The sequence below is a fragment of the Streptomyces glomeratus genome (assembly GCF_021462825.1).
GTDB lineage: Bacteria > Actinomycetota > Actinomycetes > Streptomycetales > Streptomycetaceae > Streptomyces > Streptomyces glomeratus.
Map to the genome: position 1 here is coordinate 68382 of NZ_JAKEEB010000028.1, position 21787 is coordinate 90168.

Genomic DNA, 21787 nt, shown 5'->3' on the forward strand with positions numbered 1-21787 from the left:
GTACGTGACCATCATCGACCCGACGGACGCCATCCCGGCTCCGCGATCCGGCGACGCCGAGAAGACCGGCCCGCTGCTCGAAGTGCGTGACCTGCACGTCGAGTTCCAGACCCGCGAGGGCCTGGTCAAGGCCGTCAACGGCGTCAACTACTCGGTGGACTCCGGCGAGACGCTGGCCGTGCTCGGCGAGTCCGGCTCCGGCAAGTCCGTGACCGCGCAGGCGATCATGGGCATCCTCGACATGCCGCCGGCCCGCATCCCCCAGGGGGAGATCCTCTTCCACGGCCGGGACATGCTGAAGATGTCCGGCGAGGAGCGGCGCAAGCTGCGCGGCGCGCGGATCGCGATGATCTTCCAGGACGCGCTGTCCTCGCTCAACCCGGTGCTCAGTGTGGGCTACCAGCTCGGTGAGATGTTCCGCGTCCACCAGGGGCTGTCCCGCAAGGAGGCCAAGGTCAAGGCGATCGAGCTGATGGACCGGGTGAAGATCCCGGCCGCGGCCGCCCGCGTGAACGACTACCCGCACCAGTTCTCCGGCGGTATGCGCCAGCGCATCATGATCGCCATGGCGCTCGCCCTGGAGCCGGACCTGATCATCGCCGACGAGCCCACCACGGCTCTCGACGTGACGGTGCAGGCCCAGGTGATGGACCTGCTCGCGGAACTCCAGCGCGAGTACCAAATGGGCCTGATCCTCATCACCCACGACCTCGGCGTCGTGGCGGACGTCGCCGACAAGATCGCGGTGATGTACGCGGGCCGCATCGTGGAGACGGCGCCGGTGCACGAGCTGTACAAGCGCCCGGCCCACCCCTACACCCGCGGTCTGCTCGACTCGATCCCGCGCCTGGACCAGAAGGGCCAGGACCTCTACGCGATCAAGGGTCTGCCGCCCAACCTGCTGAAGGTGCCGAGCGGCTGTGCCTTCAACCCGCGCTGCGAGAAGGCGCAGGACATCTGCCGCACCGAGCTTCCGCCGCTGGTCCCCGTGACCGAGCGGGACGGGACCGAACTGCCGGGCCGCGCCAGCGCGTGCCACTTCTGGAAGGAGACGATCCATGGCTGAGCTGACCAAGGCGGACGAGCCGACGGACGCGACGCCGAACGTCTCCGACGTGGAGGTCGCCGACGTGCACTCCGAGGAGGAGGCGGTCGCCGCCCTGGACGCGCACGTCGACCGGGGCGAGCCGATCCTGCAGGTGCGCAACCTCGTCAAGCACTTCCCGCTGACGCAGGGCATCGTGGTCAAGCGTCAGATCGGCGCGGTGAAGGCCGTCGACGGCATCTCCTTCGACCTGTACCAGGGGGAGACCCTGGGCATCGTGGGCGAGTCCGGCTGCGGCAAGTCCACGGTGGCCAAGCTCCTGATGAACCTGGAGCGGGCCACGGCCGGCGAGATCTTCTACAAGGGCCAGGACATCACCAGGCTGTCCGGACGTGCCCTGAAGGCGGTCCGCCGCAACATCCAGATGATCTTCCAGGACCCGTACACGTCGCTCAACCCCCGTATGACGGTGGGCGACATCATCGGTGAGCCCTTCGACATCCACCCCGAGGCGGCCCCGAAGGGCGACCGGCGCCGCAAGGTGCAGGAGCTGCTGGACGTCGTCGGCCTCAACCCGGAGTACATCAACCGCTACCCGCACCAGTTCTCGGGCGGTCAGCGCCAGCGCATCGGCATCGCCCGCGGCCTCGCGCTGAACCCCGAGGTCATCATCTGCGACGAGCCCGTCTCCGCGCTGGACGTGTCGGTCCAGGCGCAGGTGATCAACCTGATGGAGCGGCTGCAGAACGAGTTCAACCTGTCGTACATCTTCATCGCCCACGACCTGTCGATCGTCCGTCACATCTCCGACCGGGTGGGCGTGATGTACCTCGGCAAGATGGCCGAGATCGGAACGGACGAGCAGATCTACGACCACCCGACGCACCCCTACACCCAGGCGCTGCTGTCGGCGGTCCCGGTGCCGGACCCGGACGCCCGCGAGCACCGCGAGCGGATCATCCTCACCGGTGACGTGCCGTCCCCGGCCAACCCGCCCTCGGGCTGCCGTTTCCGCACCCGCTGCTGGAAGGCCCAGGACAGGTGCGCCGAGGAGATGCCGCTCCTCGCCGTCCCCGAGCGCTTCAAGGGCTCGGACTCCCCGGCGGCCCACGAGTCGGCCTGCCACTTCGCCGAGGAGAAGGACGTCGTGCACGCGGCGTGACGGCTCCCCGCCCCGCTCGGTTCCCGGCATCTCGTGAGGTGCCGGGAACCGGCTTTTCCGGGGCGGGGTCGGCTGTCCGGCCCGGCGGCCGGCGCCGGATGACGAACGGCCCGCGCGGCAGGTCAGGTGACCACCTGGGCTCCGGCCCAGTGGCACGCCACCTGTTCCCCGGTGCCGCCGCCGAGTATCTCCAGGTCCCGGCTGCGGCACGCGTCGGCGACACCCGCGCGCTCCGCCTCGCCGCTCGCCAGGACCTGGCAGCGGGCGTGGAAGCGGCAGCCGGCGGGAATGCGGGACGGGTCCGGGGGCTCGCCGGTCAGCACCACCGGTTCGCCCGGCGTCTCCGGCAGTACGGAGAGCAGGGCCCGGGTGTACGGGTGCCGGGGCGCCGTCAGCACCTGTTCGACGGCGCCCGTCTCCACGATCCGGCCCAGGTACATCACCGCGACCCGGTCGGCGATGTTCCACGCCAGGCCCAGATCGTGCGTCACCACCAGCGCGGCCAGGCCGAACTCGGTCCGCAGGCGAAGGAGCAGCGCCAGAATCTCACCGCGCACGGAGGCGTCGAGCGAGGCCACCGGCTCGTCCGCGACGATGATTTCGGGCTCCAGGACGAGCGCCCCCGCGATCACCACGCGCTGGCGCTGGCCTCCCGACAACTCGTGCGGATAACGCAGAAGGAAACGCTCGGGCGGTCGAAGGCCCGCCTTGGACAGGGCCTCGCCGACCGCCGCCCGCTCGTCCCCCGCGTACCCGTGGATCCGCAGCCCTTCGGCCACCGCGTCGTACACCGTGTGCCGAGGGTTGAGCGATCCGCTGGGATCCTGGAGCACCAGCTGGACGCGTCTGCGGTAGGCCTTCAAGAACCGCGAGGTGTACTCCAGGGGTGTGCCGCCGAAGCCGACGTGCCCCGCGGTCGGCCGCACCAGGCCCAGCAGCGCCCGGGCCAGGGTCGTCTTGCCGCAGCCCGACTCGCCGACGAGGGCCACGATCTCCCCGGCCCGGATGTCGAGTTCCACGCCGTCCACGGCCCGGCTCGGCGCACCGCCGTGCCGCCCGGGAAAGGCCACGTGCAGCCCCCGTGCGCTGAGCAGGGGCGGTGTCGTCGTCATGCCGTGCTCCTCGTGTCCTCGGCTGCGGCGGCCGCGCCGGAGACCGCGTCCTCCACGTGCACACAGGCCGCGCGCCGTCCCTGCCCCAGGTCCCGCAGCGCCTGGTCCTGTGTGGCGCACAGGTCCAGTGCCACCGGGCAGCGCGGGTGGAAGGCGCAGCCGGAGGGCACGGCGGACGGGTCCGGAGGATCGCCGGCCAGTCCGCGCGGGGCGAACCGGCAGGCCGGGTCACCGATGCGGGGGAACGCGGCCGACAGGGCCTTGCCGTAGGGGTGGTGGGCGTCCTCGTAGACCGCCCTGGCGGCCCCCTCCTCGACCACGCGGCCCGCGTACATCACCGCGAGCCGGTCGCAGGTGTCGGCGAGCACGGCCAGATCGTGACTGATCATGATCAGGCCCAGGTCCTGATCGGCGACGAGGTCCCCGATCAGCCGCAGGATCTGCGCCTGAACCATCACGTCCAGGGCCGTGGTCGGTTCATCGGCGACGACCAGCCGGGGATCACAGGCCAGCGCCATGGCGATCATGACCCGTTGGCGCTGACCGCCCGACAGTTCATGCGGGTACGCCGTCGCCCGCGCGGCCGGCAGTCCGACCTGCTCCAGCAGCTCACCGGCCCGCCTCCTGGCCGCGGCCGCGGTCGCCCTGCGGTGCAGCAGGATCGGCTCGGCGATCTGGTCGCCGATACGGTGCACGGCGTTGAGCGAGTGCATCGCGCCCTGGAAGACGATCGAGGCGCCCGCCCAGCGGACCGCCCGCACCCGCCCCCACCGCATGGTCAGCACGTCCTCACCGTTCAGCAGGACCTCCCCGGCGATCCGGGTCCCGGCCGGCAGCAGTCTGAGCAGCGCGAGCGCCACCGTGGACTTGCCGCAGCCCGACTCGCCCGCGATGCCGAGCTTCCGGCCCGCGTCCAGCGAGAGGTCCACGCCGCGCACCGCGGCCGCGCCGCCCGGGTAGGTCACCTCCAGGTTCCGGACCTCCAGCAGGGTCAACGCGCCACCCCCAGCCTGGGATTGAGAACGGACTCCACCGCACGGCCGCACAGCGTGAACGCCAGGGCGACCACGGCGATGGCGACACCCGGTGGCACCAGGTACCACCAGTCCCCGGAGCTGACCGCGCCCGCCTCCCGTGCGTCCTGGAGCAGGCCGCCCCATGACACGACCGTGGGATCGCCCAGGCCGAGGAAGGCGAGAGTGGCCTCGGCCAGAATCGACGAGGAGATCATCAGGGTCGTCTGGGCCAGCACCAGCGGCATGACGTTCGGCAGCACATGCCGGAGCATGATGTGCCGGTGGCCGCCGCCGAGCGCCCTGGCACGCTCGATGTACGGCCGGGACTCCACCGCCAGTGTCTGCGCTCGCACCAGCCGGGCCGTGGTCGGCCAGGAGGTCACACCGATCGCCAGGATCACCGTGCCGAGGGAGCGGGACATGACGGTGGCGAGCGCGATGGCGAGGACCAGTGTCGGCATCACCAGGAACCAGTCCGTGATGCGCATCATCACGGTGGCGTACATGCCGCGGAAGTGCCCGGCCGTGACCCCGACCAGCGTGCCGATGGCCACGGACAGCACCGCCGCCAGCAGTCCGACCAGCAGCGACACCCGCGCCCCCCACACCAGCAGGCCCAGCAGATCGCGCCCGAATCGGTCGGCGCCCAGCGGGAGTTCCCCGCTGGGCCCCTGCAGCGGCCGGCCCGGTGCGGCCGTCACGCTCGACACGTCCGAGCCGACCGTCAGCGGTGCGGTCACCGCGACGAGGGCGAAGAGAACGAGCGTGGCCAGGCCGAGGAGACCGGCGCGGCGGGTGCGGTACTGCTTCCAGAACCGTGCGACGGAGTGACGGCGGCGCTGCCAGGCGAGCGCCCGGGGACCGGCCTGGGCCGTCGGGGGAGCGGTTTCGGTCGTCATCGGCCCACCCGGGGGTCGAGCAGTGGATAGACGAGGTCGGCCAGTGTGTTCATCACGATCACCGCCGCGGCGAAGACGAAGAACAGTCCCTGGACCAGGGGGAGGTCGGGCACGCTCAGCGCTTGGTAGAAGAGCCCGCCGAGGCCCGGCCAGGAGAACACGGTCTCGACGAGGATCACGCCCGCCACGGTCCGGCCGAGGTTGACGAAGATCAGCGTCACCGTCGGGAGCAGCGCGTTGGGCACGGCGTGCCTGCGTCTGACCAGGTCGTCCCGGAGGCCCTTGGCGCGCGCGGTGGTCAGGTAGTCGCCGCCCATCTCATCGAGCAGTGCCGAGCGGGTGACCAGCAGCGTCTGCCCGTACTCCACCGCGACCAGTGTGATCACCGGCAGGACGAGGTGATGGGCGACGTCGACGGCGTACGCGAGTCCCTCCTTGCCGCCCGATTCCATGCCTCCCGTGGGGAAGAGGCCGGGGACGGGTCCCGCGCCCACCGAGAACACGATGATGAGCAGCAGCCCCAGCCAGAACGACGGCACCGAGTAGAGGGTGAGCGCCAGTCCGGTGTTCACCCGGTCGCCGACGCGCCCGTGGCGCCACGCCGACCGCGTACCGAGGAGGATGCCGAGGGCGCTGTACAGGACGAACGCGGTGCCGGTGAGCAGCAGGGTGTTCGGCAGCGCATCGGCGATCTTGTCGACGACGGGTGCCCGGAACTGGTACGAGGTGCCGAGGTCACCGGTGAGCGCCTTGCCGCAGTAGTCGGTGAACTGCCGCCACAGAGGGAGATCGAGACCGAACTCCCGGCGATAGGCCGCCAGTTGCCCGGCCGACACCGGCCGGCCGCCCGTCATGAACTTGACCGGGTCCCCGGGGATCAGCCGGAACAGGAAGAAGCTGGTGACGAGGACGGCCAGCAGGGAGACGACGGCGCCGCCCGCCTTCCCCGCCGCGTACCGCAGATAGGCGGTCCCGCCGCCTGCCCGCGGGCCGCGGTCCGGCGGCTGGCCGGCGGGCGGGGCGTCCGGCCTCGCGGCCGGCGCGGACGCCGCGTCGGCGGTCATGAGGACCCTGCCCGGTCAGGGACCGGTACGGTCGGTCGGTTCATGGGCTACTCGCGATCCTCGGCGGTGGCTCGGCGGCGCAGCGCGAGGAACGCCCCGGCGCCGGCGAGCGCCACGAACCCCGCACCGACCCCTATCACGATGCCGGTCGAGCCGCCGCCGGACGACGTGCCCGAGTCGGCCGGAACCGCCGACCACCAGCTCCAGTAGCCGTCCTGGCCGTAGATGTTCCCGCTCTTCTCCGGCATGGTGGTGATCGACTCGATCTGGTCCGTGCGGTAGGCCTCCATCGCGTTCGGATACGCCATGACGTTCATGTACCCGAGGTCGTACAGCCGCGACTCCATCTGCTTGACGACGTCCGCCCGTTCGGCGGGTTCGTACTCCGCGAGCTGCCGTGCGTACAGCTCGTCGTACTTCCTGTCGCAGATGAAGTTGTCGGTCGCGCCGGTGTCCTTCGGGGTGGCGGGAAGCGCGGCGCACGTGTGGATGGAGAGGACGAAATCCGGGTCGGGGTTGACGGACCAGCCGTCGAAGGCGAGGTCGTATCGGCCGGCGAGCCAGGGGTCGGTCACGTTGTCGAGGCAGTCGAGCGTCACCCCGATGCCCAGCTTGCCCCACCACTCCTTGAGGTACTGGCCGACCGCCTTGTCGTTCGGGTCGGTGGCGTGGCACAGGAGGCGGTAGGTGATCGGTCTGCCGTCCTTGCCCACGCGCCTGCCGTCGCCGTTCTTCCGGTAGCCCGCCTCGTCGAGGAGCCGGGCGGCCCCTGCCGGATCGTAGGAGAGTTCCTGGTCCGCCGACGGCTTCCAGAAGTACGTCGAGAAGCGCGGCGGGATGTACCCCTCGCCCTGGACCGCGTGGCCTTGGAAGACCCTGTCGATGAGCGTCCTGCGGTCGACCGCCATGAACAGGGCGTGCCGAACGCGCTCGTCCAGCAGTGAGGGGTGTCCGTCGCCGAACCTCCGGCCGTTTCGCGCGTGTGCCCCGGGGTTGGTGGCCAGCGCGTAGAAGCGCCGGCCCGGCGCCTCGTTCACCTTGACGTTCTTCTGCCCGCGCAGCGCGGCGGTCTGCGCGGGCGTGAGGCCGCTGACGAAGGACACCTCGCCCTTCTGCAGAGCCGCGACCGCCGCGTCACCGTCTTTGTAGTACTTGAAGACCAGCTCGTCGAACTTCGGAGCGCCGCGCCAGAAGGTCTTGTTGGGCTGCAGGCGCACATAGCTGTCGGGCTTGTAGTCGGTGAGCACGAACGGACCGTCGCCGACGACGGGAAAACTCCTGTCGTTGTTGAACTTCGAGAAGTCCCTCACCTTGTCCCAGACGTGCTTGGGCACGATCGGTACGTCGAGCGCCGTCATCGTGGCCTGGGGCTTCTTCAGTTCGATGACCAGCTTGGTGGGGCTCGGCGCGGTGACTTTCGCGAAGTTCCCGACGAAGCTGCCGTTGGCGGTGGCGGCCCCCTCGTCGGTCATCATCTTCCGGAACGTCCAGGCCGCGTCCTCGGCGGTGACCTGCCTGCCGTCCGACCACTTCGCGTCGGAGCGGATGGTGTACGTCCAGGTCAGCTTGTCCGGCGACGGCTTCCAAGCGGTGGCCAGGCCCGGGACGACATGGGCGTCCCGCGGGTCGTAGTCGGTCAGATACTCGTACATCAGCCGGTGGATGCTCGTGCTGACCAGGCGGGTCGCGAGGAACGGACTCAGCGAGTCGACGCTCTGGGCGACCGCCACGGTGAGGACCCTCTTCTCCTTCGCCGCGGCCCGCTGGGGTGCGGGGGCGAGGGTGGCCCCGAGAGCCGTCGCGAGCGTCAGGGCGGCGGCCAGGAGCCGGGGGGCGCGGAGCCGTGTTCTGGCCGGGTGGGGGTGTCCTCTGCCGTGCTGGTCTTGCGTGCTCATCGATCGACCTCGCGTCATCGCTCGTACAGGACGGCTTGCTGGACTGCTTGATCGGTACCGGGGCCTCGGCGGGGTGAGGGTGTGTCTATCAGCGGCCGTCTGCACGCGTCAACGGCGCGTACACCCCATCTGGCCTGCGCAAAAGCCGGTTTGACGTACACCAGTACAGTCATTGGTCCACACCGGTGAAGCCTCCCTGGTGGAGACCTGACGGAGGCTCGGTTCGTGCCGCGTCGGCCCCGGAGCAGCACAACGCCCCGCCGGACGAGTCCAGCGGGGCGGAGCGGGGAACGGATGCCCTCCGTGCGCAGCGGTTCCCTCAAGGGGGCGGACGGACGTCACGTCCTTCCGGCGCGGATCATCCGTACTGGATGCCCCACAGGTTGTTGTTGCGCTTGGCCGGCGCCACGACGCCGGTCTTCTTCCACACCCTGTGCTTCACGCACTGCTGCCTGCCGTTGGGCTCCAGGTGGTACTTGGTGACGCTGAAGCCCTTGGCCTCGTGGTACATCATGAGGCGGCCCTTGGTCTTGCCCTTCTTCTTCTCGACCTTGGCCGAGTAGGTCCACGTGTCGGACTTGGACCAGGTCTTGCCCACCGAGACGCTGAACGAGGTCGAGGCCTTGGCGAAGATGACCCCGGCCTCGGTGCCGAGCTGCACGGTACCCGTGGCCGTCCAGCTGCCCGTCTTGTTCTTGGCGTAGCTGATGGTCACGCCGGGTCTCGCCCAGTCGCTGTGCACGTTGGTCGGCACCCACACCGTCTTCTTGTCGCCGATGCTGTAGATGGGGGTGTCGTCGCACCTGACGCCCGCGGAAGCCGTCGGAGCGGACACCGCCACGGCTCCGGCGCTGAGCAGCGCGGTCGACAGGACGGCACTCATGGCACGCTTCATGATCGCCTTTCGGGTGGAAGGAGGGGCGGCGCGGCGTTCCTGTCCGGCCCCTTGTTCGGGACACGACAGATCCTTCCAGCCAACTCCTTTGGGGCGGAAGCTATTTGAGTGACGCTTGAGCTTCGCTCCGTGAGCGGTGCGGAGGCGGTGGTGCCGTCGGGGGCCGGGCGTCGGGGCGGTGCGCTGCGAGCGGATCCCGCCAGACGGGGGACGGGCGGTCCGGACGGGTAGAGGGACTGCGTGCCGCGTCCGTTATGAGTCAATATGGACCGATAGTGGATCGGTGCTCCGACGCCGGCGGCGCAGCGCCGGCCGGAAGCGTTCACGAGGAGGCACCCCATGCGTGGAGCGAGGCACGCCCGATGGGCGGCGGCCGCGATGGCGGCAGCCCTCTCGGCGGCCGCCTGCGGTGGTGGTGGCGGGGGCACCGCCCCCGGGGTGCTCAGCTCGTCCTGGAGTGACCCGCCGAACCCGCTGGAACCGGCCAACACCAACGAGGTCCAGGGCGGCAAGGTCCTCGACATGCTCTTCCGCGGGCTCAAGCGCTACAACCCGAGGACCGGCGCGGCCGAGAACATGCTCGCCGAGAAGATCGAGACCACCGACTCGCAGAACTTCACCGTCACCGTCAAGGACGGCTGGACGTTCAGCGACGGCGAGCCCGTCACCGCCAAGTCCTTCGTCGACGCCTGGAACTACGGCGCCGGCCTGAGGAACAACCAGAGGAACGCGTACTTCTTCGGATACATCGACGGCTACGACAAGGTGCATCCCGAGACCGGCTCCCAGCGCGCCGACACCCTCTCCGGTCTCAGGGTGACCGGCCCCCGCACCTTCACCATCAGGCTCAGCCAGAAGTTCTCGACGTTCCCGGACACCCTCGGCTATGTGGCGTTCGCCCCGCTGCCGAGGGCGTTCTTCGACCACCACGGCGACTGGCTGAAGAAGCCCGTCGGCAACGGGCCGTACCTGGTCAAGTCCTACACCAGGGGCTTCATGATGTCCCTGAGGAAGTGGGAGGGCTATCCCGGCCCGGACGGGGCGCAGAACAACGGAGTGGATCTACAGGTCTACACCGACGGCAACACCGCCTACACCGATCTGCTGGCCGGCAACCTCGACCTCGTCGACGATGTGCCCGCCGCGCAGCTCAAGAACGTCAAGGCGGACCTCGGCGGCCGCTACATCAACACCCCGGCCGGGATCATCCAGACCCTCGCCTTCCCGTTCTACGACCCGCGGTGGAACAAGCCGGGGGCGGAGAAGGTCCGCACGGGTCTGTCCATGGCGATCAACCGGAAGCAGATCACCCACAGGATCTTCCATGACACCCGCACCCCGGCGAGCGACTGGACCTCCCCGGTGCTCGGCGTCGACGGCGGCTTCCAGGAGGGGCTGTGCGGCAGTGCCTGCACCTACGACCCGGTCCGGGCCAGGAAGCTGGTCCAGGAAGGCGGCGGACTGCCCGGCGGCCAGGTCAGGATCGCGTACAACGCGGACGCGGGCTCCCACCGGGAGTGGGTGGACGCCCTGTGCAACTCCATCAACCGTGCCCTCGGCGACGACAAGGCGTGTGTCGGCAACCCGGTCGGGACCTTCGCCGACTTCCGCAACCAGATCGGCCGGCACAAGATGCCGGGCCCGTTCCGGGCCGGCTGGCAGATGGACTACCCGCTGATCCAGAACTTCCTGCAGCCGCTCTACTACACGCGCGCCTCCTCCAACGACGGCCAGTGGTCCGACAAGGACTTCGACCGGCTCGTCGACCGGGCGAACGCGGAGTCGGACAAGGCACGGGCCGTGAGGCTGTTCCAGGACGCCGAGAAGGTCGTACGGGACAACATGGCCGCCATCCCGCTCTGGTACCAGAACGGCAGCGCCGGCTATGCGCAGCGCCTGACCCATGTGGCGCTCAACCCGTTCAGCGTTCCCGTCTACAACGAGATCAGGGTCGGCTGAGCGCCACGGCCACGCCCAACCCCAGGAGGCCCCATGGGACGGTACGTCATCCGGCGTCTGCTGCAGATGATTCCGGTCTTCCTCGGCGCCACCCTGCTGATCTTCCTGATGGTGAACGTGATGGGGGACCCCATCGCGGGCCTGTGCGGCGAACGGCAGTGCGACCCCGCCACGGCGGCCCAGCTGCGCCGGGAGTTCGGCCTCGACAAGCCCCTGTGGCAGCAATACGCGACCTACATGGGCAACGTCTTCACCGGCGACTTCGGCACCGCCTTCAACGGACAGCCGGTCACCGAGCTGATGGGGACCGCCTTCCCGGTGACCGTCCGGCTGACCGTGGTCGCGGTCCTCTTCGAGGTCGTCATCGGGATCGCGCTCGGTGTGATCACCGGCATGCGCCGCGGGCGGCCCGTGGACACCTCGGTCCTGCTGCTCACCCTCGTCGTGATCTCGGTGCCGACCTTCGTCACCGGTCTGCTGCTCCAGCTGCTGCTCGGCGTGCAGTGGGGCTGGGTCCGGCCGTCGGTCTCCTACCAGGCCGCCCTCGGCGAGCTGATCGTGCCCGGTCTGGTCCTCGCCTCCGTCTCGCTCGCCTACGTCACCCGGCTGACCCGGACCTCCATCGCCGAGAACAGGCGGTCCGACTACGTCCGCACGGCCGTCGCGAAGGGGCTGCCGCGCCGGCGGGTGATCCTCCGGCATCTGCTGCGCAACTCGCTCATCCCCGTGGTCACCTTCATCGGCACCGACATCGGCGCCCTCATGGGAGGCGCCATCGTCACCGAGCGGATCTTCAACATCCACGGCGTCGGCTACCAGCTCTACCAGGGGATCCTCCGCCACAACACCCAGACGGTCGTCGGCTTCGTGACCGTGCTGGTGCTGGTCTTCCTGGTGGCCAATCTGCTCGTCGATCTCCTGTACGCCGTACTCGACCCGAGGATCCGCTATGCCTGAGCAGCCGCAGCAGCCCGAGGGTGCCATCGCGGGGACCGGTATGGGGGGCGCGATGGACCTGGCCGCGAGTGAGGCGAGCACCCTGGAGAGGAGGCCCGGCGGCGGCGGTCCTCGGGGCACGGGTCCGGCGGGCAGACCGCGCAGCCTGTGGTCGGACGCCTGGCGGGATCTGCGGCGGAACCCGGTCTTCATCGCCTCCGCGCTCGTGATCCTCTTCCTCGTCCTGATCTCGGTCTGGCCGTCTCTGATCGCCCCCGGCGACCCTCTCGCATGCGACCTGTCCAAGGCCCAGGAGGGCCCCCGGTCCGGGCATCCGTTCGGATTCGACGGGCAGGGCTGCGATGTGTACACCCGGACGATCCACGGCGCCCGTACCTCGGTCACGGTCGGCGTCTGCGCCACCCTCGGCGTCGCGATCCTCGGCTCGGTCCTGGGCGGGCTCGCCGGATTCTTCGGCGGGGCCTGGGACGCGATCCTCTCCCGTACCACCGACATCTTCTTCGCGATCCCGGTCGTGCTCGGCGGCCTGGTCCTGCTCTCGGTCGTGACCAGCAACACGGTCTGGCCGGTCGTCGGATTCATGGTGCTGCTCGGCTGGCCCCAGATCTCCCGGATCGCCCGCGGCGCGGTCATCACCGCCCGGCAGAACGACTACGTACAGGCCGCCCGCGCCCTGGGCGCCTCCCCCTCCCGCATCCTGCTGCGGCACATCGCGCCCAACGCCATCGCCCCGGTGATCGTCGTGGCGACCATCGCGCTCGGCACCTACATCGCACTGGAGGCGACCCTGTCGTACCTCGGGGTGGGGCTGAAGCCGCCCAGCGTCTCCTGGGGGATCGACATCTCCGCCGCTTCCCCGTACATCCGCAACGCCCCGCACGCGCTGCTGTGGCCCTCCGGCGCCCTCGCGATCACCGTGCTCGCGTTCATCATGCTCGGCGACGCGGTGCGCGACGCCCTCGACCCGAAGCTGAGGTGAGCCGTCGTCATGCTGCTGGACGTACGGGACCTGCACGTGGAGTTCCGGACCCGGGAGGGAGTCGCCCGGGCCGTGAACGGCGTCAGCTACGCCGTGGACGAGGGGGAGACCCTCGCGGTGCTCGGCGAGTCCGGCTCCGGGAAGTCCGTCACCGCACAGGCCGTCATGGGGATCCTCGACGTGCCGCCCGGCCGGATCACCGGCGGCCGGGTCCTCTTCCGCGGGCGGGACCTGCTCACCCTGAAGGACGAGGAGCGCAGGAGGGTCCGCGGCGCCGAGATGGCCATGATCTTCCAGGACGCGCTGTCCGCGCTCAACCCCGTGCTCACCGTCGGCGACCAGCTCGGCGAGATGTTCGTGGTGCACCGCGGGATGTCGAAGAAGGACGCCCGGGCCAGGGCCGTCGAACTGATGGTCAGGGTGGGGATCCCGGCCGCCGCCCAGCGCGTGCGCGACTATCCGCACCAGTTCTCCGGCGGTATGCGCCAGCGCATCATGATCGCCATGGCGCTGGCCCTCCAGCCGGCCCTGATCATCGCCGACGAGCCCACCACCGCCCTCGACGTCACGGTCCAGGCCCAGATCATGGACCTGCTGGCCGAACTGCAGCGCGAATACCGCATGGGACTCGTCCTCATCACCCACGACCTCGGCGTCGTCGCGGACGTCGCCGACCGCATCGCGGTCATGTACGCGGGCCGGATCGTCGAGTCCGCCCCCGTCCACGACCTCTACAAGGCGCCCGCCCATCCCTACACCCGGGGCCTGCTCGACTCCATCCCCCGGCTCGACCGCAAGGGCCGGGAGCTGTCCGCGATCAAGGGCCTGCCGCCGAACCTCATGGACATCCCGCCGGGCTGCGCCTTCCACCCCCGCTGCCCGATGGCCCGGGACGTGTGCCTCACCGATGTGCCGCCGCTCTACGAGGTCTCCGGGGACCGCGGGAGCGCCTGCCACTTCTGGAGGGAGTGCCTGCATGGCCGGTCATGAACCGATCCTCGAGGTCAGCGGGCTGGTCAAGTACTACCCGCTCACCCGGGGGGTCCTCTTCAGGAAGCAGATCGGCGCGGTCCGGGCGGTCGACGGCGTCGACTTCACCCTGGTCCGGGGCGAGACCCTCGGCATCGTCGGCGAGTCCGGCTGCGGCAAGTCGACGCTCGCCAGGCTGCTGGTCACCCTGGAGCGGCCGACCTCCGGTGCGATCCGGTACAAGGGCGAGGACATCACCAGGCTGTCCGGACGCGCCCTGAAGGCGGTGCGGCGCAACATCCAGATGGTCTTCCAGGACCCGTACACCTCCCTCAACCCCCGTATGACGGTGGGCGACATCATCGGGGAGCCGTACGAGATCCATCCCGAGGTCGCGCTCAGGGGGGACCGGCGCCGGCGCGTGCAGGAGCTGCTCGACGTGGTCGGGCTCAACCCCGAGTACATCAACCGCTATCCGCACCAGTTCTCCGGCGGCCAGCGCCAGCGCATCGGCATCGCGCGGGCGCTGGCGCTGCGGCCGGAGATCGTCGTCGCCGACGAGCCGGTCTCCGCGCTGGACGTGTCCGTCCAGGCGCAGGTGGTCAATCTGATGGCGCGCCTCCAGGGCGAGTTCGGACTGTCGTACGTGTTCATCGCCCACGACCTGTCGGTCGTGCGGCACATCTCCGACCGGGTCGGCGTGATGTACCTCGGACGGATCGTGGAGATCGGCCGCGACACGGAGATCTACGACCATCCCACGCACCCCTACACCCAGGCCCTGCTGTCCGCCGTGCCGGTGCCCGACCCGGAGGCACGGGAGCGCCGGGAGCGGATCATCCTGAGCGGTGATGTGCCCTCCCCGGCGCACATCCCGTCCGGCTGCCGCTTCCGCACCCGCTGCTGGAAGGCCAGGGAGCGGTGCGCCCTGGAGGTGCCGCCGCTCGCGGTCCCCGAACGCTTCCGAGCCCAGGGGGGACCGGCCGCGCACGACTCGGCCTGCCATTTCGCGGAGGAGAGACGGGTGGTGCCGCCTGAGGAGGCGACGCCGGGACATCCCCCCGGTCAGCCCCCGGTGCCGGGGGGTGAGCCCCATGAGGAGCCCGCATAAACATACAAATGCGGAGGAAGTTCGTTAACACACAGGCAACTTGACCGACGCGATTCCGATATACGGACGCAGGACAGTGAACAGCGTACGGCCGTGCGGGTGCCGTGTACGGGCCGGGATGCGCTCTGCATCCCGGCCCGTTGCCCGTTCCCGCGCCGCTCAGCCCTGATGCAGGGCGCGCCTGAGGAAGTCCCGCTGGAGCAGCAGCAGGTTCTCGGCGACCGTTTCCTGCGGCGTCATATGGGTCACCCCGGACAGCGGCAGCACCTCGTGGGGGCGGCCCGCGGCCAGCAGGGCGGAGGACAGGCGCAGGGAGTGGGCGACCACCACGTTGTCGTCGGCCAGACCGTGGACGATCATCATCGGGCGAGCCGGTTCCGCGGCGTCCACCAGGCCCGCGTCGTCGATCAGGGAGTTGCGGCGGTAGACCTCGGGCTGTTCGCCCGGGTGTCCCAGATAGCGCTCCTGGTAGTGGGTGTCGTACAGCCGCAGGTCGGTCACCGGGGCGCCGACCACCGCCGCGTGGAACACGTCCGGGCGGCGCAACACCGCGAGGGCCGCCAGATAGCCCCCGAAGGACCAGCCTCGGATCGCGACCCGGGACAGGTCGAGCGGGAAGTCGCCGGCCAGGGCGTGCAGCGCGTCGACCTGGTCCTGGAGCACCACGGCAGCCAGTTCGTCCTTGACCGCCTTCTCCCAGGCGGGGGAGCGGCCCGGGGTGCCCCGGCCGTCCGCGACCACCACGGCGAAGCCCTGGTCGGCGAACCACTGCGAGGTCAGATGCGGATTGTGCGCGGCAACCACCCGCTGCCCGTGCGGGCCTCCGTAGGGGTCCATGAGGACGGGCAGGGGGGTGTCACCGGAGTAGTCCCTGGGCAGCAGTACCGCGCATGGGATACGCCGTGGGCCCCCCTGCGTCAGTGTGACGCGCGGGGACATGCCCGGATGCTCGGCGTGGGACGCCACCGTCGCGATGCGCTTGCCGTCCCGCAGCACCTGAACCCGGGCACCCGGGAGGTCGGGAACCGAGGAGACGAGCACGGTCACGCCCCCGGCGCGTACCGCCGAGTGCACACCCGGCTCCTGCGACACACGCTCCACACCCAGCTCATTGACCCGGTACACATGGACCTCGCCGATCTCCGGACCGGCGGCCGCCTCCCCTGCGGAGGCCGCGACCAGCACATCGGAGTCCGATACGTCCAGCACCGCCCGTACGTGCAACTGCGGCCCGGTCAACGGGCGTTCGCCGACCGCGAGCACGCGCGCGCCGCCCTCGTCGGCGATCCTCACCAGCTGTCCTGAGGGGCTCCAGCACGGCACACCGGGGAAAAGTTCCAGCCAATGTGGATCTTCCTCCGCGTGCACCATCCGGGTCGCCCCGGAGTCCGGGTCCACGGCCAGGTACAGCTGGCCGCGCTGGTCACGCGCCTGGACGAGGATCAGCGGCGCACCGGCTGCCGACCAGTGCACTCGCGCCAGATACGGGTAGCCCGCCCGGTCCCAGACGACCTCGGTGCGCACCCCGTCGACCCCGATGACGAACAGGCGGACGTCCGCGTTGTCGGTGCCCGCCGCCGGATACGCCACCGCCTGCGGTTCCCGGCCGGGATGCGCCGGATCGGAGATCCACCAGCGGCGCACGGGCGTGTCGTCCACGCGTGCCACGAGCAGCCGGTCGGAGGCCGGCGACCACCAGAAGCCCCGCGTACGGCTCATCTCCTCGGCCGCGACGAACTCGGCCAGTCCGTATGTCACGGACTCCGATTCCGGCTCCGCGAGCGCCCGGTCGCCCTCGCCCTCGGCTCCCGCCAACCGCAGGGCGCCGCGGGAGACGTAGGCGATGTGCCGTCCGTCGGGAGCCGGCCGTGGGTCGATCACCGGGCCCGGTACCCGGAGTTCGCGTGCCGTGCCCGCCCGCAGCTCCGCCGTGAAGAGCCGCCCCGACAACGCGAAAGACGCCAGTTCCAGGGCTGTGTCGGTGGCGTAGCCGACGATTCCGGCACCGCCCTCGCGGCTGCGTTCCCGCCGGGCGCGCTCCTCGGGCGCCAACTCCTCGGCGGCACCCCCGAGCAGCGCGTCGGGATCGGCCGCCAGGCGCTCGGAGCCGTCCGTCGCATCGAGGATCCACAACTGGTGTGCGCGGTCCGTGCCCGAGGCGGATCGCAGAAACGCGACACGGGAACCGTCGGGCGCGACGGTGAACGCGCGCGGCGCGCCGAGCGTGAACCGCTGGGTCCGCGCGTGCCGTCGGGGAAAGGAAGCAGGCTCGGTCGTCATGCCCCGACCATATTGGCCATGCGCCCCCTTGTGCGGCCGTGCGCCGACCGATGCGCACGTACGGATAGTTATGATCACTAGCGCATAGTGGGTATGAACCCGCTGGCATCTATGTGGATTTATCTGCGTGGCGTTTTCCGCATGGATATGTTGCCCCCATAGTCCGACCCCCTGCCCCTGTGGATCTTTGGAGGTGAGCCGCCGTGGCACTCTCGATTTCGGCGGTGGTGCTGCTGGCGATCATCGTCTTCCTTCTGATCAGGAAGTCAGGGCTGAAGGCCGGGCATGCGATCGTCTGCATGCTGCTCGGTTTCTATCTCGCCTCCTCGACCGTCGCCCCGACGATCCACGATCTGACGACGAACATCGCCGGGATGATCGGCAGCATCAAGTTCTGACCCGCGCCGGGCCGGCGCAGCCGGTGGGGCGTGCGGGGCTCCGGTCGCCTCGTAGGGTGGGATCCATGACGGATCTGCCCGACCGGCGTCTGCTCCTGGTGCACGCGCACCCCGACGACGAGTCCATCAACAACGGCGCGACCATGGCCAAGTACGCGGCCGAGGGCGCCCGGGTGACGCTGGTGACCTGCACCCTCGGGGAGGAGGGCGAGGTCATCCCGCCCGCGCTGGCGCATCTCGCGCCGGACCGTGACGACGCCCTGGGGCCGTACCGCGCGGGCGAACTGGCCGCCGCCATGAAGGAGCTGGGTGTCACCGACCACCGCTTCCTCGGCGGGCCGGGCCGCTACCGCGACTCCGGGATGGCGGGCGCCCCGCAGAACCACCGCCCGGGCGCCTTCTGGTCCGCCGACCTCGACGAGGCGGCCGGCCATCTGGTGGCGGTCGTCCGGGAGGTCCGTCCCCAGGTCCTCGTCACCTACGACGCGAACGGCGGCTACGGCCACCCGGACCACATCCAGGCGCACCGCGTCGCCGTGCGGGCCGCCGAACTGGCCGCCGACCCCGGCTTCCGGCCGGACCTCGGCGCGCCTTGGGAGATCCTCAAGGTCTACTGGAACCGGACACCGCGCTCGGTCGCCGAGTCCGCTTTCGCCCGGCTCGGCGAGGCGCTCGGCACGACGCCCTTCGCCGGGGCGGCGGCCGTCGACGACGTCCCCGGCGTGGTCGACGACCCGGTGGTCACCACCGAGATCGACGGCACGGCCTTCGCTGCCGCGAAGGCCGCGGCGATGCGGGCGCACGCCACCCAGATCGAGGTCGCGGTGCCCTGGTTCGCGCTCTCCAACGCACTGGCTCAGCCGCTGTTCACCACCGAGTACTACGAGTTGGCGCACGGCGAGCGAAGCAGGTCGGGAGTCCCCCCGGCCGTAAGCTGGGCAGGCGACGGCCCCCATGAGACGGACCTGTTCGAAGGAGTGGCCCCATGACCCCCACGGGCAAGCAGCCGAATGCACTTGCACAGCCGCTCACTTTGCCCTCGGCCGGGCGGGTCGCCGCCTACCTCGGCCTCCTGGTGCTCGGCGCGATGACCGGTGTGGCGGGCGGGCTCGTCCAGAGCGGCTGGTTCCCCGGCGGACTGCTGCTCGCGCTCGCAGGCGCGGCCGGGCTGTTCGTCGGTGGCGGGTGGGCCACGGGGGCCAGGGCGGGGGCCCTCGCGCCCGCCGCCGGGTGGATGGTCGCCGTGGTGCTTCTCACCGCCAGCCGCCCCGAAGGGGACTTCCTGTTCGGCGCGGGCGTCGGCTCGTATCTGTTCCTGCTCGGCGGAATGGGCATCGCTGTGATCTGCGCCACTCTTGCTCCGGGGCGGCAACCCGGCGGCTCCGGCGCCCGACTTGGTAAGTGACGCACCACTTCGCCACCCGAATCACGGGATGTCCCCCCGGAAAACGGGGCGGGCCGGTGGGGGTCCGGTGCGGTTTCCCTCACGGCCGCGGTCTGCAGGCCACGAGTGGCCAGTATGGTGGTGCGCGCCGCCGAGCCTCCCGCACGCTCTCGGCTTCGGTCGAGCGGGGAGGCCCCACCTGTTGAGGTCGAAACAGGCGGTGGAGCCAACCGGGAGAACCTGCCTTGAGTCGTGAAACTGACAGTTCGTCCGCCGGACCCAACGGACGCGGTGGATCCGCGTACCCGTCGGGGACGCCGCCGTACGGGACCCCCATGGCTTCCTCGGACGGTGCGGACGGGAGCCGCCCGGCCACGCAGCCGGAGGAACGCAAGACCGAGACCACGCTGACGACCCGGATCCGGATCAACATCCCCGGGTCGCGTCCCATTCCGCCGGTCGTCGTGCGCACACCCGTCGCGGACGCCGACACCTCCGACGCCGGCGACGACGCGGGCAGCGACTCCGAGACCACCGGCACCATGAGTGCGCTCGGCGTGCAGGAGGCCCCGGCGGAGCCCTCCGCCCCGGCGGAGGAGAAGACGAGCGACTGGTTCGCACCCCGCAAGCCCGCGCCGGCCGCGGGCCCGCAGGGCGGTGGTTCGGCCAACGGCGCCGGCCTGCCCGGCAATTCGGGCATACAAGGCCCGCACAGCGCGGGCGGTGCGCGGCCCGGCACTTCCGGTGCGAACGGCGTCGGTGCCGGGCGCCCAGGCGCTCCGAGTGCGCCGGGCGGCCCCGGCGCACGGATCGGAGGGGGCACGGCAGGCGCGGGTACGCCCGGTGTGCGCCCCGGCGGAACCAACGGCAAGGGGTTCCCGGGTGCCACCGGTGCGGGCCCCGTCGCGCCGGGACACGGCGGCGGCACCGGCTCCTTCGACGTGTCCGACGCGGTGGCGGCCAGCACCGCCTCGTTCCCGGCCATCGGCTCCGACCTCGGCTCCGACGACGGCGGCGAGCCCCGTCGCGACGACCTGCCGTTCTTCACCGAGCCGGGCCGCTCCGGCTTCACCGAGCCGGGCCGCTCCGGCCCCTCCGGACCGACCGGACCCACCGGCGGCCCGGTCACCGGCGACGGACCGGTCATCCCTCCCACGCTCTCCGGCCCTCCGCCCGGCGGTCCCGGCTTCAACGCCCCCGGCCCCGGCGGCCCGGGCCTGCCGGCGCCCGGCATGCCGGGCACCCCCGGCGCCGCCCCCGGACCGCTCGGTCCCGGCGTGCCCGGCATCGCCGCGGGCCAGGGCCGCCCCGGCGGCGGGCTCAGCGACGACACCGCGATCCTCACCCCGCAGAAGCCCGCCCCCGAACAGGGCCCCCAGGGCTTCGGCGGTCCCGGCGACAACGTCTCCGGACACACCGTCACCAGCGGTATCCCGGTGGTTCCGCCGGGCGCCCAGCGCGGCCCGTTCGACGCGGGCTCCACCTCCGGCGGACCGGTGCCGCACACGCCCCCGAAGCTGCCCGACCCGCCCAGGGCGCAGAACACCGCCGCGGCGAAGCCGGCCAAGAAGAAGGGCCGCAACAAGCTGGTGCTGCTGGCCGGAGGCCTGGTCGTCGTCGCCGGTGTCGCCTACGGCGCCGGACTGCTGATGAACCACTCCGACGTGCCCAAGGGCACCACCGTTCTCGGCGTCGACATCGGCGGCGGCACCCGCGACGAGGCGACCCGGAAGCTGGAATCCGCGCTGGGCAGCCGTACGGACAAGCCGCTTCAGCTGTCGGTCGACGGCAAGACGGTCGCCCTCAAGCCCGACCAGTCGGGCCTCCAGCTCGACAGCAAGGCCACCGTGGCCGCCGCGGCCGAGAGCGACTACAACCCGGTGTCGGTGATCGGCTCGCTCTTCGGGCAGCACCGCGTCGTCGAACCCGTGATGCCGGTCGACGAGGAGAAGCTCCAGGCAGCCCTGGAGCGCGCCGCGGGCGGCTCCGGCTCGATGATCGAGGGCACGATCGAGTTCCGGTCCGGCAAGGCCGTCGCCGTCTACGGCAAGGCGGGCAAGGGCATCGACGTCGCCGGCTCGATCCAGGCCGTCGTGCAGGCCTACCGCACCGAGGTGGAGACCGACACCGGCACGCCCGTGCGGGTGCCCACGACCACCCGTCAGCCGACGGTCCCGAACGCCGAGGTCGACCGGATGATGAAGGCGTTCGCCGAGCCCGCGATGTCCGCCAACGTGATCGTGCGGGTGGACGCGACCCATGGCGTCGCGTTCAGCCCGCAGAACTCCCTGTGGAAGTTCCTCGGTGTGAAGGCCGTCGACGGCAAGCTCGTCGAGTCGTACGACAAGGCGGCCCTGCAGAAGCTGTACGGCCACGCGTTCGACGGTGTCCTCATCAGCCGGGGCACCGGCAAGAAGACGCCGGTCACCGTGGAGGACGTGATCGGCGCACTGCGGCCGGCCCTTCTCGGCAAGACCACGGCGACGCGCGTCGGGACGATCGACACGAACCCGAGCTGACCGGCAGGCACAGGGGAGGGGGGGGGGGCGGGGGGGCCGGCGCCCCCCCCCCCCCCCCCCCCCGGCCGCCGCCCCGCCCCCCCCCCCCCCCCGGGCCCGGGGGGGCGCCGCACAAGGTGAATGGGGGGGGGGGGCCCCCCCCC

18 protein-coding genes are annotated in these 21787 nt (G+C 70.9%); 11 read left to right on the forward strand and 7 right to left on the reverse strand.

What is annotated here, in order from left to right; translation table 11 throughout:
- Positions 1-4: 4 nt before the first annotated feature.
- Positions 5-1066, forward strand: a complete 1062-nt coding sequence (locus LZ604_RS26325; RefSeq protein ID WP_234517968.1) for an ABC transporter ATP-binding protein — start codon at positions 5-7, stop codon at positions 1064-1066.
- Positions 1059-2207: an ABC transporter ATP-binding protein gene (locus LZ604_RS26330; protein ID WP_234517969.1), complete on the forward strand. Its 1149-nt coding sequence runs from the start codon at positions 1059-1061 to the stop codon at positions 2205-2207. The genes LZ604_RS26325 and LZ604_RS26330 overlap by 8 nt, the downstream gene beginning before the upstream one ends.
- Before the next feature lie 122 nt (positions 2208-2329).
- On the opposite strand, the gene LZ604_RS26335 is transcribed toward LZ604_RS26330, so the two are convergent.
- The 6 genes from LZ604_RS26335 to LZ604_RS26360 all read right to left on the reverse strand — a co-directional run bounded on the left by LZ604_RS26335 (position 2330) and on the right by LZ604_RS26360 (position 9076).
- A complete protein-coding gene (locus LZ604_RS26335; protein ID WP_234517970.1) occupies positions 2330-3319 on the reverse strand; it encodes an ABC transporter ATP-binding protein in 990 nt (329 codons plus the stop codon).
- Positions 3316-4314 (reverse strand): ABC transporter ATP-binding protein, encoded by a 999-nt coding sequence (locus LZ604_RS26340; RefSeq protein WP_234517971.1) that lies wholly within the window; start codon positions 4312-4314, stop codon positions 3316-3318. Before LZ604_RS26340 ends, LZ604_RS26335 begins: the two co-directional genes overlap by 4 nt.
- Entirely contained in the window at positions 4311-5234 is a 924-nt protein-coding gene (locus tag LZ604_RS26345; protein ID WP_234517973.1) for an ABC transporter permease, read from the reverse strand. Before LZ604_RS26345 ends, LZ604_RS26340 begins: the two co-directional genes overlap by 4 nt.
- Positions 5231-6298, reverse strand: a complete 1068-nt coding sequence (locus LZ604_RS26350) for an ABC transporter permease (protein ID WP_234517975.1) — start codon at positions 6296-6298, stop codon at positions 5231-5233. The genes LZ604_RS26345 and LZ604_RS26350 overlap by 4 nt, the downstream gene beginning before the upstream one ends.
- A gap of 47 nt (positions 6299-6345) precedes the next feature.
- Positions 6346-8193, reverse strand: a complete 1848-nt coding sequence (locus tag LZ604_RS26355; RefSeq protein ID WP_234517977.1) for an ABC transporter substrate-binding protein — start codon at positions 8191-8193, stop codon at positions 6346-6348.
- A 358-nt stretch (positions 8194-8551) separates the two neighbouring features.
- Entirely contained in the window at positions 8552-9076 is a 525-nt protein-coding gene (locus tag LZ604_RS26360; protein ID WP_234517979.1) for a hypothetical protein, read from the reverse strand.
- Between the two features lie 351 nt (positions 9077-9427).
- On the opposite strand from LZ604_RS26360, the gene LZ604_RS26365 reads away from it, so the two are divergent.
- Genes LZ604_RS26365 through LZ604_RS26385 form a run of 5 tightly spaced genes read left to right on the forward strand, consistent with a single transcriptional unit; the run spans position 9428 to position 15063 of the window.
- Positions 9428-11047 carry a peptide ABC transporter substrate-binding protein gene (locus LZ604_RS26365; RefSeq protein WP_234517980.1) on the forward strand — a complete coding sequence of 540 codons (1620 nt, stop codon included), beginning with the start codon at positions 9428-9430 and terminating at the stop codon, positions 11045-11047.
- Positions 11048-11080: 33 nt separating this feature from the next.
- Positions 11081-12004 carry an ABC transporter permease gene (locus LZ604_RS26370; RefSeq protein ID WP_234517981.1) on the forward strand — a complete coding sequence of 308 codons (924 nt, stop codon included), beginning with the start codon at positions 11081-11083 and terminating at the stop codon, positions 12002-12004.
- Positions 11997-12983 (forward strand): ABC transporter permease, encoded by a 987-nt coding sequence (locus LZ604_RS26375; RefSeq protein ID WP_234517982.1) that lies wholly within the window; start codon positions 11997-11999, stop codon positions 12981-12983. The genes LZ604_RS26370 and LZ604_RS26375 overlap by 8 nt, the downstream gene beginning before the upstream one ends.
- A 9-nt stretch (positions 12984-12992) precedes the next feature.
- Positions 12993-13973, forward strand: coding sequence for an ABC transporter ATP-binding protein (locus LZ604_RS26380; protein WP_234517983.1), 981 nt, complete (start codon positions 12993-12995; stop codon positions 13971-13973).
- Positions 13960-15063, forward strand: coding sequence for an ABC transporter ATP-binding protein (locus LZ604_RS26385; RefSeq protein WP_234517984.1), 1104 nt, complete (start codon positions 13960-13962; stop codon positions 15061-15063). Before LZ604_RS26380 ends, LZ604_RS26385 begins: the two co-directional genes overlap by 14 nt.
- Before the next feature lie 159 nt (positions 15064-15222).
- Here the strand turns inward: LZ604_RS26385 and LZ604_RS26390 are convergent, their stop codons facing one another.
- On the reverse strand, positions 15223-17343 hold the full coding sequence (locus tag LZ604_RS26390; protein ID WP_234517985.1) for a S9 family peptidase: 2121 nt from the start codon (positions 17341-17343) through the stop codon (positions 15223-15225).
- A 203-nt stretch (positions 17344-17546) separates the two neighbouring features.
- Between LZ604_RS26390 and LZ604_RS26395 the strand changes: the two genes are divergently transcribed.
- The 4 genes from LZ604_RS26395 to LZ604_RS26410 all read left to right on the forward strand — a co-directional run bounded on the left by LZ604_RS26395 (position 17547) and on the right by LZ604_RS26410 (position 21644).
- A complete protein-coding gene (locus tag LZ604_RS26395; RefSeq protein WP_234517986.1) occupies positions 17547-17741 on the forward strand; it encodes a hypothetical protein in 195 nt (64 codons plus the stop codon).
- A gap of 65 nt (positions 17742-17806) precedes the next feature.
- Positions 17807-18730: an N-acetyl-1-D-myo-inositol-2-amino-2-deoxy-alpha-D-glucopyranoside deacetylase gene (gene mshB, locus LZ604_RS26400; RefSeq protein ID WP_234517988.1), complete on the forward strand. Its 924-nt coding sequence runs from the start codon at positions 17807-17809 to the stop codon at positions 18728-18730.
- Positions 18727-19146 (forward strand): DUF6113 family protein, encoded by a 420-nt coding sequence (locus LZ604_RS26405; RefSeq protein WP_234517990.1) that lies wholly within the window; start codon positions 18727-18729, stop codon positions 19144-19146. The genes mshB and LZ604_RS26405 overlap by 4 nt, the downstream gene beginning before the upstream one ends.
- A 224-nt stretch (positions 19147-19370) precedes the next feature.
- A complete protein-coding gene (locus LZ604_RS26410) occupies positions 19371-21644 on the forward strand; it encodes a hypothetical protein (RefSeq protein ID WP_234517992.1) in 2274 nt (757 codons plus the stop codon).
- Positions 21645-21787: the final 143 nt, after the last annotated feature.